Raw genomic sequence first — 13,867 nt, forward strand, 5'->3', positions numbered from 1 at the left:
CTTTTTGATTATTTTTTTAATACATCGTGTGTGCTTTCATCTTTAGTCATAACATCTTTAACGTACGGACAAACTGGATCAATTACTTTCTCTTCAAATCTTGCTTTTTCAATAACAACATCAACCAATTTTCTAGCAATACCTTGTCCTCGTAGTGAAGGATCTACAAAAGTATGATCGACTACAAGTGTCTTGCCATCTAAGTCTTGATACGTGATTTCTGCATCAAAATCATTCTCAGAATTGCCTACATAAAATTTGTTTGTACCTTGTTTGATTTCCATTTAAAGCACACTCCTTATAAATTATTTACCTAATAATTCATCAATAGGTGGAACGACTTGTTTCTTACGAGAAACAACGCCAGGTAATACAGCGACATTTCCATTTAATTCAGTGTTGAACGCTTTTGTTACGACTTGTTGTTCTTTACCTAAAGCAATAGCAGTTGAGTCACTGTTTAAGATATCTGTAATAACAAATACAAATAAGTCATATTGTTCTTTAGCAATAATTGCGTTGATTTCATTTTCAACGTCTTCTTGAATTTCAAGAACTTCGTTTACATCAACAGTATTAACTTGTGCAATACGTACAACTTTATCACCCATGTTGAATGATTTAGCATCCATATTTAAAAGGAATTCTGGTGATTTACCTTTTACTGAAGCTCCTGCTTTTAACATTTCTAAACCATATTCATTTAAATCAACATTGGCAATTTTAGCTAATGCTTCACAAGCTTGTTTATCTTGTTCTGTGCATGTTGGTGATTTAAATAGTAATGTATCAGAGATAATAGCTGAAATCATAAGACCAGCAATTTCAGGTTTAATTTCAATACCATTTTCTTCATACATTTTTTTAAGGATTGTAGTCGTACAACCAACTGGTTCAGCTCTGTAATATAATGGAGCTGCTGTTTCAAAATTGCTGATACGGTGGTGATCAACAACTATTGTAATTGTAGCATCTGTAATATCATCTGCACTTTGTTGGAATTCATTGTGATCGACTAAAATAACGTTTTTGTCTTTTAAAGGTGTTTCTAATAATGCAGGTGCTTGAACTTTGAAATAATCCAACGCAAATTGTGTTTCATCAGAAACGTCTCCAAGTCTTGCAGCTTGAACGTCATTTCCAAGTTCTTTTTGTAAATCTTCCATTACTAATGCTGAAGCAATTGTATCTGTGTCAGGATTCTTATGTCCAAATATAAATGTGTTTACCAATGTAATTTCTCCTTTTGCTTTGAATATTCTGTCACTTTATTTTAACATGAACACATTGTCTATTCTACAACTGCGCCTATACTATTTTCAAAATGTGTAAGCGCCCAATCGTGTCCAGCTTGATTAAAAGAAGCGACACAATTCTTAGGTATAATAATTTGATAATTTAAATTGTAAGCATCGACAGCAGTATGTAACACACAGATATCTGTACAAACGCCGACAATTTCAACAGTATCAATATGTCGTTCTCTTAATAAACTATCAAGATTTGTACCGAAAAATGCACTATATCTTGTCTTATCTATCCAAAATACGTGATTAGAATGTTTGATTGAATCGTATTGAGGCTTTAATGAGTTATATAAATTTCTACCTTCTGTACCTACGATATTATGAGGTGGAAATAATTTTGTTTCAGGATGATATGGATCATTCTCATGGTGATAGTCCATTAAATAAAAAATTAAATCTTCATTCAAGTTGTATGTTTCGATTTTATGGTGAATATTTTGTTCAATTTCTTGACCAGGTTCTCCGCATGTTAACTTACCATCTGACGCAACGAAATCATTTGAATAATCAACGATAATGAGTGCTTTCTTCAATTATATTCCCCCTAATTGTTTATAAAATGTTTTCAGTGTAATATAAATATACATGCAAGTATACGCTATATTAAGGTGGTTATGAAGTATGAAGCATATTGTTAATGTAAATCGTTATGGTGCTAAAGGTGGTTGTGGATTAACAGATACAATTGGTATTCAATTGGCTTTATTACAAGCTAAGAAGGGACCAGTAACAGTTTATATACCTAAAGGTGTTTATCATATTATTTATGAATTAGTGATATATGAACATACAACGCTTATTTTACATGATGAGGCTGTATTAATCAGAAAATCGCCTACAGCTATGCTGAAAAACGGACATAGATTGAAAAAATACTATGGCTACGATGGGCACGGTAATATCAATATTATCGGTGGAACATTTGATGCTTTTGGACATACAAATAATACAAATAACACAATCATGTCTATTGGTCATGCACGCAATATTCAAATACATAATGTGACATTTAAGAATGTTGTAGGTGGGCATGCGATTGATGCATGTGGCTTAGACGGCTTTTATGTAAATGAATGTAAGTTTCTTGGTTTCCGTGACGATAGTGGAACGAGATTATTTAGTGAAGCAGTTCAAATAGATATTCAAACTGAAGGAGCATTTCCTAAATTTGGGGCAACAGATGGTACGATAACTAAAAATGCACTGATTGAAAACTGTTATTTCGGAAATTCAGGTGATCCAAACATGTTACCTTGGAATAGAGCAGTTGGATCTCATGCAAGTATGTATGATGTGTTTTATGAGAATATAAATATTCAACATAATACTTTTGAAGGATTAGGGGATTTCGCAGTTACTTTATTAAAAGCGAAAGATTCATCCGTTACACACAATCAATTTATAAATTGTGAGGGCGGTATTCGATATTTAGCTGTACCAACAGGTAAATATTCATTAGATATCCATAAATTAAATAGAGGCGGACAAGCAGGGTCAACTATATTGATAGGTGATAATACATTTAAAGATATTAAAAGTAAACCAAGTATTTTAATTAAAAGTTATGAAGACGTTATGAATAAAGATATTTATATTTATAATAATCATTTTGAAGGAGAATCTTCAAATAATATTAAATTCATTAAGACGACAGATATTTATTTATACAACAACCGTAATTTAAGCAATATCAAACAAGATCAAGTTGAGAACCTTATTCATATATAATTAAAATGGAGGATATGATGAATAGCATAGACCGTTATATTGAACAAATTGATGAAAAGAAAAAAGAAACATATATTCATTTGCTAAATACAATCAAAACGCATTTACCACCTGGCTATGAACTAGTCATGCAATACGGTATGCCGACATTTGTAGTACCTTTAGATAAATATCCAAAAGGTTATTTAAATAGAGCAGATGAACCACTTCCATTCATTAGTCTTGGTGCTCAAAAAAATCATATTGCCTTATATCATATGGGGTTATATGGGATGAATGAATTGAAAGAATGGTTTGAGAATAGATACAGAGAACAAGTACCAACTAAATTAAATATGGGGAAAAGTTGTATTAGATTTACAAACAATAAAAACATACCCTTTACTTTAATAGGTGAGTTGAGTGAAAAAGTCACTGTAGACGAATGGATACAAAAATATGAATCAGGACATAGAAATCAAAAATAAAACGCTTCTGGGATTATAATTCCCAGAGGCGTTAATTTATGTAATTCGTTTATCAAAATTGCCTAGCACTTTTACATTAAAGTCTAATGTTTTTAGGATTGTGATTACTTTCTTCATTTCTACATCTTCAGCGCTACAATCTGCTTGAACAAAGAAATGATACATACCGAGTTGTGTCTTGAGTGGTCGAGATTCAATCCATGATAAGTTGATATTAAATAAAGCAAATGTATTTAATATACTTGCTAATAAGCCTGGTTTATCTTGGTCAGGTGTAATTAACAAAATACTATCTGTTGCTTTTTCAACATGTTTTTCTTGTGCTGATAAAATTAAAAATCTTGTTGTATTATGTGGATAGTCTTCAATGTGTTCATATAATGCTTCAACATCGTCATTAGATTTTTCTAAACCAATTGGTGCAATTGCGCCAGTATGTACATCTATTTCATCTAAACTTTGAACGGTACTGTCAGAATATCTGTATGCAAAGTTATGATTTTTAATAAATTTAGATGTTTGATTGATTGCTGGGGCAATAGAAACAACTTCTTTAATATCTTCTAATTTTGCGCCTTTTTGAACATAAAGAGAAAATGATATATCTAGATGTAATTCGTCTATAACGTGGATTTTCTGTTCAGTTAATGAATCGGCAATGATGTTGATTGTACCTTCGATAGAATTTTCAATTGGTGCAATTGCGATGTTTTCTGGGTCAGCTTCAATTGCTTTAACCACTTCGTATAAATTTGACTTAGGAATATATTCAGTGATTTCATCTGGCTTATATTTAAGTGCTGCCATATGTGAAAATGTACCTAATGGTCCTAAATAATATAACTTCATAAATGACTTCCTTTCTAATGCATTGGACAACCTTGTTGATTTTGTCTATATAAAAAGTTTGGACTTCTCATCTCATTATCATAGCCTTTATGATAATTATGTACAAGTGAAGGTGAAAGAGGAGGTGCAAGCCAACTCCATTTTCCGGTCACTTTTCTATTAGCTTTACATTCATTCTCTTCAAATTTCTTAAATTGTTTAGAGGCATTATAATGATCAACAATTGCAACACCAGCTTCTTTATACGAATGATAAATAGCATAATTAAACTCTACTAAAGCTCTATCTCTCCAGTAACTTGATGTTGTCGTCGTATCAAAATCAAATGCTTCTGCAATATCTTTTAATTTGTTATAGCGATATTCGTCTGTAAAATTTCTAACGCCTATTTCAGTTTCCATGTACCATCCGTTAAATGGGGCAGTATGATAATATATACCACCAATTTCTAAATCCATATTTGAAATGATAGGTACTGCATACCATTTAAGTTGTAGTGAAGCTAATTTAGGATACTGTTTATGGTTAATGTTAATTTCTTTAATGAGTTCTTGTGGGTATTGATGAATTTTTAGGCTTTGTTGATTAATTCGATACATTAATGGAAGTACATCAAAATCAGTATGTTGACTTTGCCAATTTAAATGGTGTGCTAATTTCGTCATTTCGATAGATTTAGGGTCACCTTTATCTTCGTATCCTGCATATCTAATCAACTGTTCATTCATAATTTCTATTTGGTTGTTATATATGCTGATCATGGGTTTGATTTTTCCATCATTTGTAGCGCCTTTAATGTGACTTTCAATTGAAGTAATAAATGCTTGTTCATCTTGAATATGCCTTAAATCTCTTACCGTCAATTTATCCCAAAAAAGTCTACCAATACATCTATTTGAATTTCTCCAAGCTACTTTCGCACCATATTCTAATTCTTCAGTTGTGTGGGTATAAGTACCAGTTTGAGAAATTTCATGTTCTATTTCTTGTATTCTTTTATTCATTTGTAATTCTGATATTTCTAATTCTTTATACATATCATTAATAAAAGCAGTCGCTTTATCTCGTAACATAAATACACCTCTATGTACTAGTATAAGCGAATGCTATTTTTTGACAATATATGAATTATGACAATTTACCAATTATTGATATCTTGTCGTTCACCTTTAAAATTACCTGACTTTTTATGACGTTCTTTCAATACTGATATGACATCTTCAAATTTAACACCTCTATCATGAAGCAATACAAACAAATGATAAAGTACATCAGCCACTTCATTTGTGAGTTCTAATTTATCATCTTTCATAGCTGCGATAACAACTTCAAATGATTCTTCTCCATATTTTTTAGAAATTTTATCTATACCTTTATTAAGTAAATAATTGGTATATGATTTTGGGTTATTAGAATCAACACTTTCTTGAATAGTCGTTTCTAATGATTCGAGCGTGTAAGGTTCTTCAGTATTAAAGCAACTAACAGATCCAGTATGGCAAGTAGGGCCATCAGGTTTGACTTGTAGTAAAATTGTATCTTGGTCACAATCTAATTGTATATCGATAACATGTTGGATATGATTGGATGATTCGCCTTTTTTCCATAGACGATCTTTACTTCTTGAATAAAACCAACAGACTTTCTCTTGAATGGTTAAGTTATAAGCTTCTTCATTCATATAACCTAACATTAATACTTGTCCAGTTTGGTAATGTTGTAAAATTGCTGGTACAAGACCTTTAGAAAAATCAGGTGCAAATTCACTCATCGTACATTCACTCCTTTATTAGATAAATGTGTTTTGACTGCTTGTATTGTTGTTTCTTTATCGTGAAAAATACTTGCAGCGAGACCTGCAGATACATCAGTTTGTTTAAATAAATCAACAAAATGCTGGCTATTACCGCCACCACCTGATGCTATTACAGGTAAAGTCACCAGTTGATTAATTTCAGTTAATAAACGATGATCAAATCCTTGTTTAACGCCATCATAATCCATACTTGTAATTAATAATTCACCAGCGCCGAGATTTTCAACTTCTTGAACCCAATCTAACACACGTTTATCTGTACGCTGTTTACCACCATGTGTATAACAGTACCAATCTTGATGTTCTTCTTCCCATTTAGCATCAACTGCGATACAGATACATTGTTTTCCGAACTTATCACTCGCTTCACGAATAAATGCTGGGTTACGCAAAGCACTTGAGTTTAAAGAAATTTTATCAGCACCATGATTAAGTAATACCGAAATATCTTCAAGTGTACTAATACCACCACCAATTGTAAGTGGAATGAATAATTTTGAAGCTGTTTCTGATATGATATCTAACATCATTTGATGTCCATTTTCTGTCTTAGAAATATCTAAGAACACAAGCTCATCTGCCGCTTCTTGATTATAATATTCAGCTAATTCAACTGGATGTCCAATATCTCTCAAACCTTTAAATTGTATGCCTTTAACGACACGTCCATCTTTAACATCTAAGCATGGGATGATTCTTTTTTTGATCATTCAATACCCTCCCAAAATGCATCCGTATTTGCTGCTTTTCCAACAATAGCAGCGTGAACATTTAATGCATCCAGTTGATCAATGTCATCTTTATTTCTTATACCGCCTGAAGCAATTACAGGAATAGATGTTGATTGTACTAATTTGCCTGTTAATTCAAAGTTTGGACCAGATAATTTACCGTCCTTTGAAATATCTGTATAAATAATTCCGCCGAGAGGGAATGTGTTAATTTTTTCAATGAAATCAAATAAGTTTATTCCGGCATCATCAAGCCAACCGTTTAATTTGATTTTTTCAACATACGCATCGACAGATAAATATATTTTATTTGGAAATGTATGCGTTACTTCTTTTAACCAGTCTAAGTCTTGTATACCTTTAGTGCCGACGATAATGTACTCAACACCTTTATTTAAATATGATTCAATCGTTTCAACACTTCGAATACCACCACCAACTTCAATTGGTAAATGGGTTAAGCTGACGAGTTGTTCTATGTAATCTGCTTCTGTTGGTTGTTGATTTTTAGCGCCGATTAAATCGATAACATGAATTCTAGAAACTTGTTTAAATTTTGAATAGAAAGCTATTGCTTCTTCTGCAGTTCTAGGCATAGATTCTTTAGAATCATATTTACCTTCAGTTAATCTCACGCTTGTGGAGTCTATTAAATCTATTGCTGGCCAAATTTCAATCATTTAAAAAACCTTCTTTCAATGCTTGGTCTAGTATTTTGAGTCCGTAATCACCGCTTTTTTCTGGGTGGAATTGTATACCGATAATATTTTTTTGTTGCACGATTGCAGTGATTGGTTGTCCATAATCTGCTGTAGCAACTATAGGTAAATCAGTAGAGACATGATAAGAATGTATAAAGTAAACATCACCATCAAGTAGAGGATGTTCACTTTGTAAATTGTTCCATCCTAAATGTGGAACAGGGTAGGGACTCTCTATAGGTATAACGTTCCCTTGCAATAAATTTAATCCTTTTGTTGAACCTTCTGCGCTGTATTCAAATAGCACTTGCATACCTAAACAAATGCCAATGATTTTATGCGTATCTTTAATATCTTTAATCACTTTGTCTAGACCATTTGATGTTAATTGTGTCATAGCATCTTTGAAGTGCCCGACACCTGGAAGAATAACATGTGTACTATTTTTTATAGTATCTTCATCTGAAGTTAATTTGGCATCATATCCTAAATGTAAGAGGGCACGTTCAATATTTTTAATATTGCCAAGTCCGTAATCAATGATTGCAATCATTATTCAATCACACCCTTAGAAGAAGGGATACCAGCATAATCATCTTGTGTTAATGCGATTTTTAGACTTCTAGCAAATGCTTTGAAAATCGCTTCGATTTCATGGTGCGTATTGCCACCTCTAATTAAATCAATATGTGTTGTTAATCTTGCATTAATCACAAGTGCTCTAAAGAATTCCTCTACAAGTTCTGTATCAAATATTCCAACTTTTTCACGAGAAAATGTCGCATTAAATGATAAATATGGTCTGCCACTAATATCCGTTACAACACGTGCTAAAGTTTCATCCATTGGTATATAAAATGAACCATATCTTGTAAATGATTTTTTATCTTTAACGACTTCAAGAAGTAATTGGCCTATTACAATACCTATATCTTCAACTGTATGATGATCATCTACTTGTGTATCTCCAACAACTTCTATATTTAATGCAATACCACTATGAAAACTAAATAACGTCAACATATGGTCTAAGAAACCAACACCAGTATTAATGTGTGAATCCTCTCCATCTAATCGTAGTTGAATTTTGATATCTGTTTCTTTAGTTGATCTTTCTTTTTGATAAGTCATATTCTTGTCTCCATTCTTTAACGATTTTTTCAAGTTCATTTAATTCTGATTTTGTAGCTATTGAGTATCTAACTGTTTGTTGCATGTTTGGTTCATCATAAAATCTTGGTAAATAGCCATGGTCATAAATATACTGACCTAATGAATCTGCTAAATCTCCATAAGTTAATACGAAATTTGTTTTTGAAGGTATCACATGGATAATATCGCTCACATGTTGTTCGAAAATATTTCTTAACTGACTACTCAATTGTCTTTGTTGCGTTAATAATGAATGTACAATTTCTTTGTTACTAAAAATTTCAGTCGCAATATTTAAAGTTAATGTGTTTAATGGATATGGATGTGCGATACGATTTAAAGTTTGAATGGTCTTCTCGGTAGAAATGACGATGCCGACTCTTAAACCAGCTATTGCAAATGCCTTACTTAACGTACGCATTTGAATGATATGGTCTTGTAATTCAATATCGTATGCATCTCCGAAATCTAAATAAGCTTCATCAATAATAAAATAACCACCAATTGCTTGCATTTCATTCGCGATTTCCTCTAAAAATGCTTTAGGATATTGAATGCCTGATGGATTATGAGGCACACTCATAATGAAAAATGCTGGCTTTAATTTTTGGATTGATTGCTTAATTTTATCTAACGAGAATGTATAGTCATCTTCTGCATCTACATAATGGATAGGGCGATTAATTTGATGCGCATATGCTGTATACATGAAGAAATCTGGATTCAGCGTTAGGACTGGTCCATCTGGTAATGCAATCATGCATTTTTGAATCCACTCATCTGAACCATTCGCTGCAGAAACTTGGTTAGGTAATAATTCATAGTAGTCTGTATAAGACTTGATAAAGGCATCATATTCCTCATCAGGATAAAAATTAAAATTTGATTTGGCGATAATATTTTTTAAAGTTGCATCATCTAATGCAGGAATAGGGCTTTCATTCTTGTTTATTCTAATCATGTTTCACGACTCCTCGTTGTTTGTTAATCTCACTTCTAAAGATTGCTTATGTTGATATAAACCTTCTTGTTCAGCTAAAGCTATAGCACTCGGTGCAATACTTTGATAAGTGTGTTCATCTAAATGAATGACAGAATGACTCGTTAAGAAATCATTGACTGTTAAACCATTCGAGAATCTTGCTGTTTTATCAGTCGGTAATACATGACTTGGTCCAGCAGCATAGTCACCAATTGCTTCAGGTGAGTATTGACCTAAGAACATTGCTCCGACGTATTTAATTTTACCAATATATTTACTTGGATCAGTCGTTTGAATAGATAAATGTTCTGGCGCAATATAATTAATAACTTCTATTGTTTCATGAATATCACGCGTTAAAATTGGATAATGATAATTTTTGATACTTTGTTCGATAATTTGTTTTCTTGGTGCTTGATCTATAGCTTGTTGTAGTTTCTGTTGAACTTTTGTTAAGAAAGAAGAATCTGTTGATACTAGAAATGTTCTAGCTTGTTCATCATGCTCTGCTTGGGCTAATATATCTTGAATGATGTAATCTACATTTGAATTTTCATCAGCAATAAGTGCAATTTCACTTGGACCAGCTATTTGATCGATACCAACTACACCGTATAATAACTGTTTACTTAATGAAACAAATTGATTACCAGGTCCAACAATTTTATCTACTTTCGGAATCGTTTCAGTACCGAAAGCTAAAGCAGCAATACTTTGAGCACCACCAACTTGGAATACACGATCTACACCCGTAATACAGCATGCAGCAAGTATAGCTGGGTCGATACCATCTTTTTGTGGTGGGGTAACAACAATAATTTCTTGAACATTTGCTACTTTAGCAAGGGTAGCTGTCATCAGAACTGTTGATGGATAACTTGCTTTTCCACCTGGTACATAAATGCCGACTTTTTCAATAGGGTGATAAAGTTGGTAAGTTTGACCTGTTGTTACATTTTCATGTTTAATTTTTTGTTGAAAATTTTTAATTTGTTCAAAGCTTGTTTCAAGTGCTGATCTTAAAGTGTCTGATATAAGGTTAATGCTGTTTTTTATATCATATTGAGGGACTTCAAGTTGCTCCAATTCAACATTGTCAAATTTCTTATTATAGCGAAATAAAGCTTGGTCTTGATGTTCTTTTACATCTTGGATAATTTTTTTAACATCTTCAGTATTACTTTCGTCTGTTAATCTATCTTGTTCAAATTTATTTATGAATTCCGTTTTAGATAGCATTCATCGACACCCCAATTTCTTCTATAAATGATTCAATCATATTTGATTTACTAAAAAATGCATGTTTATTTGTAATCAGTTTAGCATTGATGTCACCGATGGATTCTTTTTCAACGAGTCCATTGGATTTTAATGTTGTACCTGTTTGTACGATATCTACGATTGCATCAACCATATTCACTACTGCTGCTAATTCTACAGATCCTGATAATGGAATAATTGAGACATCTTGTCCTTTATTTTTAAAGTACGCTTTCGTCGTTTTAACATAAGTCGTCGCAATTTTTTTGTATTCTGTTACTTCAGGTTTACTCGCAACAGCAAAGTGACAATAACCAAAAGGCAAATCAACTAAGTTGTTTACATTGAGTTTATCTTTTTCATCAAGAATATCACTGCCTGTAATACCAATATCAGCAATGCCTTCTTCAACATATGTTGATACATCATTTCCTTTAACAAGAATAAATCTAACGTTCGCAACTTCTATTTGAAGTTTACGTTCTCTATTATTTAATGCGTCTGCCCATTTTGGGTTGCCATTTTCATCAATAAATTTTATGAAATCTTTTAATAAACGTCCTTTACTTAATGCAACTGTTAACATAATGACCTCCTATGATAGTTGAATACCAAATCCAAAACCTTCTAACGTACCGTTATAATGTCCGCCTGAAGCAATTGGATTTCGATTGTTATTTTCATAAAGCTGAATGAAGCTCCCAACATAATATGATTTTGGGGGCATTGTTGTAATATCTAAATGTATATGGTTAATGCCTGATGCTTCTAATGTCGCTTTCCAATATAGTAAAGATTTATAAGTTGGATGGTCAGTATCAGCAAAAGTTGTTAAAAAATCTAATTGTTGATGAGTAGGTGTTTTAAGTAATTGTACGAGTGAATGATTTTGTGATAGTAGTTTAGAAATTTTTGAAATATTTCTTTCACTAATAGCCGTAAATAATTCTTCGTTCTGTTCTTCTTTAGAAAGTAAAAGATCAAATAATTGATAATGTCCTATAACAGCAAAATCAACATTTAAATCAAGTTCATTTTGGATAAAGTCATGTATATATTCATAACATTGCAACATGTCATTCCTTTTAGGATTAAAAATTTCAACACCTAAATTTGTATATATGTGTTCATTAATTGCTATAGGGCCAGCATATGTTACAGAACGTGCATCAAGATGATATTCACGACTATAATGTTGGATTTGATCCGTCCAATCATTTCTTAAACTATAAAATGCATCGCCATTTTTCCAAATACTTCTTGTATCTAAACTATTCAAGTCATCTTGCGTCAATTGTTTCCAATGAAGTTTCTCTATGAAACTCATATCAATCACTTCGTAATCTCGAGTACTAAAATATTTTAGAAATTTAAGTTCTTTTTCTTTCTTTTGAATAACGTCATCTCTGTAATTTACATAATCCATATTATAAACCTCGCTTTTACTCTCTACCAAGTTAAAGTATTTATTTAATTATAAATGATACTATAACATGCATAACGAAACATATCAATTGAAAGTTCTGAATATTTAAAATATCAAAAAAATAAACCCAAAGACATTTGAATTAATCAATGTCTTTGGGTTCTCATTATATTTAAACGATGTGATTTTAAATTTTAATAATATCTTAAATTATGCTTCAACTTTTGTAGGTGTTCTATGAATGAGTAATAGAATAAACACGATAAATACAAACGCAGCAATCATCGTAAAGAATATTGTTCCGTTTGATAATTGTATAATCGTTCCTCCAAGCATTGGGCCAATTATGCTACCGACACTAAATGACATAGCTATCATTAAATTACCAGCTGGTAGATTATGCTTTGGTGTTAAATCTGTCATAAAGCTTACACCTAATCCATAAAAAGATCCTGTGAATAATCCTGCGATTAAGAATAATCCCATCATAATAAATGTACTTGTTGGTAAAAAGTCTCCTAACATAAACACGATACTGCCGATTAATGTTAATCCAGTTAATACTTTCTTTCTACCATGAATGTCACTAAACATGCCTAATGGTACTTGGAAAAGAATAGCACCAAGACTAAATGCAGGTAAGATTAACGTAATACTAGTGACATCAAGGCCATTTCTTAAACCATAAACAGGGAAGTTACTATGTAATCCAGCTTCAAACAATCCATATAATAATGGAAACATAAATGCAATCCATGATGTTCGTATTACATCTCCAAAGTTTTTTAAAGTGTTTAGTATACTGACTGGTCTAACATTAGATGAAGGGAATTCATTGTGTATTAAAAGGACTAATGAAATAGTTATTAATGAAAGTATTGCTGAAAGGATGAAAGGTAAAGCTTCCGAAACGTCAACAAGTTTAGCTAAAAGAGGTCCTAACATGAAACCTGCTGAGAAACTGAAACCATATACAGAAATCGTTCTTCCTAATTTTTCTTTAGGTGTAATATGTGTTAACCAAGTTTGCGTGCTAAAGTGTAACATATTATCACCAATACCAATTAATAGTCTTAAAATAAACCAAATAGATAATGTCTTTAAAGTTGGAAATAACAATAAAGATAAGGCAACTATGGCTCCACCAATTAATATCATATATTTAAACCCAGACTTTCTAACAAGCCCTTCGATAAAAAATGAAGATAAGAACACACCTATATATAATGAAGTTGCATGTAAACCATTCATTGAACTTGAAATACCATTTCGTTCAAAAATGACCGATATAAGTGGTAAGAGCATTCCTTGTGAAAAACCAGAGACAGCTACAATAATTGAAAGTATAATAAATAATTTTTTGAATGAAGAGTTTTTCATTTGTATGCCTCCTTCTAAATTTTACATCTTTAGTATTTTATCACAGAGATAAATGACTTGATATATTT

At 31.8% G+C, this 13,867-nt stretch carries 17 protein-coding genes; 2 read left to right on the forward strand and 15 right to left on the reverse strand.

Annotated features, from left to right (window positions below; all coding sequences use genetic code 11):
* Nucleotides 1-8 precede the first annotated feature (8 nt).
* The 3 genes from MHH94_RS04580 to MHH94_RS04590 are packed head-to-tail and all read right to left on the reverse strand — an operon-like array spanning nucleotide 9 to nucleotide 1,840.
* On the reverse strand, nucleotides 9-284 hold the full coding sequence (locus tag MHH94_RS04580; RefSeq protein ID WP_106417404.1) for a GNAT family N-acetyltransferase: 276 nt from the start codon (nucleotides 282-284) through the stop codon (nucleotides 9-11).
* Nucleotides 285-305: 21 nt separating this feature from the next.
* Nucleotides 306-1,232 (reverse strand): manganese-dependent inorganic pyrophosphatase, encoded by a 927-nt coding sequence (locus tag MHH94_RS04585; protein ID WP_058591854.1) that lies wholly within the window; start codon nucleotides 1,230-1,232, stop codon nucleotides 306-308.
* Between the two features lie 59 nt (nucleotides 1,233-1,291).
* Nucleotides 1,292-1,840 (reverse strand): cysteine hydrolase family protein, encoded by a 549-nt coding sequence (locus MHH94_RS04590; protein ID WP_058591855.1) that lies wholly within the window; start codon nucleotides 1,838-1,840, stop codon nucleotides 1,292-1,294.
* Between the two features lie 88 nt (nucleotides 1,841-1,928).
* Between MHH94_RS04590 and MHH94_RS04595 the strand changes: the two genes are divergently transcribed.
* Nucleotides 1,929-3,035: a glycosyl hydrolase family 28-related protein gene (locus MHH94_RS04595; RefSeq protein WP_208182601.1), complete on the forward strand. Its 1,107-nt coding sequence runs from the start codon at nucleotides 1,929-1,931 to the stop codon at nucleotides 3,033-3,035.
* Between the two features lie 17 nt (nucleotides 3,036-3,052).
* On the forward strand, nucleotides 3,053-3,502 hold the full coding sequence (locus MHH94_RS04600) for a DUF1801 domain-containing protein (RefSeq protein ID WP_088592246.1): 450 nt from the start codon (nucleotides 3,053-3,055) through the stop codon (nucleotides 3,500-3,502).
* 36 nt (nucleotides 3,503-3,538) lie between these two features.
* Here MHH94_RS04600 and MHH94_RS04605 read toward each other — a convergent pair whose 3' ends face one another.
* From MHH94_RS04605 to MHH94_RS04660, 12 genes are all read right to left on the reverse strand, one after another.
* Nucleotides 3,539-4,351 (reverse strand): prephenate dehydratase, encoded by an 813-nt coding sequence (locus MHH94_RS04605; RefSeq protein WP_048540641.1) that lies wholly within the window; start codon nucleotides 4,349-4,351, stop codon nucleotides 3,539-3,541.
* A 14-nt stretch (nucleotides 4,352-4,365) separates the two neighbouring features.
* The gene (locus MHH94_RS04610) at nucleotides 4,366-5,424 is read right to left on the reverse strand and encodes a nitric oxide synthase oxygenase (RefSeq protein ID WP_058611146.1); all 1,059 of its coding nucleotides are present in this window, start codon (nucleotides 5,422-5,424) and stop codon (nucleotides 4,366-4,368) included.
* A gap of 65 nt (nucleotides 5,425-5,489) precedes the next feature.
* Nucleotides 5,490-6,122, reverse strand: a complete 633-nt coding sequence (hisIE, locus tag MHH94_RS04615; protein ID WP_048540643.1) for a bifunctional phosphoribosyl-AMP cyclohydrolase/phosphoribosyl-ATP diphosphatase HisIE — start codon at nucleotides 6,120-6,122, stop codon at nucleotides 5,490-5,492.
* Entirely contained in the window at nucleotides 6,119-6,877 is a 759-nt protein-coding gene (gene hisF, locus MHH94_RS04620) for an imidazole glycerol phosphate synthase subunit HisF (protein WP_084756448.1), read from the reverse strand. The genes hisIE and hisF overlap by 4 nt, the downstream gene beginning before the upstream one ends.
* Entirely contained in the window at nucleotides 6,874-7,578 is a 705-nt protein-coding gene (gene hisA / locus MHH94_RS04625) for a 1-(5-phosphoribosyl)-5-((5-phosphoribosylamino)methylideneamino)imidazole-4-carboxamide isomerase (RefSeq protein WP_078354802.1), read from the reverse strand. The genes hisF and hisA overlap by 4 nt, the downstream gene beginning before the upstream one ends.
* On the reverse strand, nucleotides 7,571-8,152 hold the full coding sequence (gene hisH / locus MHH94_RS04630) for an imidazole glycerol phosphate synthase subunit HisH (protein WP_058591862.1): 582 nt from the start codon (nucleotides 8,150-8,152) through the stop codon (nucleotides 7,571-7,573). Before hisH ends, hisA begins: the two co-directional genes overlap by 8 nt.
* Nucleotides 8,152-8,730 carry an imidazoleglycerol-phosphate dehydratase HisB gene (hisB, locus tag MHH94_RS04635; RefSeq protein ID WP_208182603.1) on the reverse strand — a complete coding sequence of 193 codons (579 nt, stop codon included), beginning with the start codon at nucleotides 8,728-8,730 and terminating at the stop codon, nucleotides 8,152-8,154. Before hisB ends, hisH begins: the two co-directional genes overlap by 1 nt.
* Nucleotides 8,702-9,712, reverse strand: a complete 1,011-nt coding sequence (locus tag MHH94_RS04640; RefSeq protein WP_208182604.1) for a pyridoxal phosphate-dependent aminotransferase — start codon at nucleotides 9,710-9,712, stop codon at nucleotides 8,702-8,704. Before MHH94_RS04640 ends, hisB begins: the two co-directional genes overlap by 29 nt.
* Nucleotides 9,713-9,715: 3 nt before the next feature.
* The gene (gene hisD / locus MHH94_RS04645; RefSeq protein ID WP_208182606.1) at nucleotides 9,716-10,972 is read right to left on the reverse strand and encodes a histidinol dehydrogenase; all 1,257 of its coding nucleotides are present in this window, start codon (nucleotides 10,970-10,972) and stop codon (nucleotides 9,716-9,718) included.
* Nucleotides 10,962-11,579, reverse strand: a complete 618-nt coding sequence (gene hisG / locus MHH94_RS04650) for an ATP phosphoribosyltransferase (RefSeq protein ID WP_025905120.1) — start codon at nucleotides 11,577-11,579, stop codon at nucleotides 10,962-10,964. The genes hisD and hisG overlap by 11 nt, the downstream gene beginning before the upstream one ends.
* A gap of 9 nt (nucleotides 11,580-11,588) precedes the next feature.
* Nucleotides 11,589-12,419, reverse strand: coding sequence for an ATP phosphoribosyltransferase regulatory subunit (locus MHH94_RS04655; protein ID WP_078354799.1), 831 nt, complete (start codon nucleotides 12,417-12,419; stop codon nucleotides 11,589-11,591).
* A gap of 210 nt (nucleotides 12,420-12,629) precedes the next feature.
* Nucleotides 12,630-13,799, reverse strand: a complete 1,170-nt coding sequence (locus MHH94_RS04660; protein WP_048540651.1) for an MFS transporter — start codon at nucleotides 13,797-13,799, stop codon at nucleotides 12,630-12,632.
* Between the last annotated feature and the right edge of the window lie 68 nt (nucleotides 13,800-13,867).

It is taken from the genome of Mammaliicoccus sp. FSL K6-3158 (assembly GCF_038005105.1).
In the GTDB taxonomy this organism is placed as follows: domain Bacteria; phylum Bacillota; class Bacilli; order Staphylococcales; family Staphylococcaceae; genus Mammaliicoccus; species Mammaliicoccus sciuri.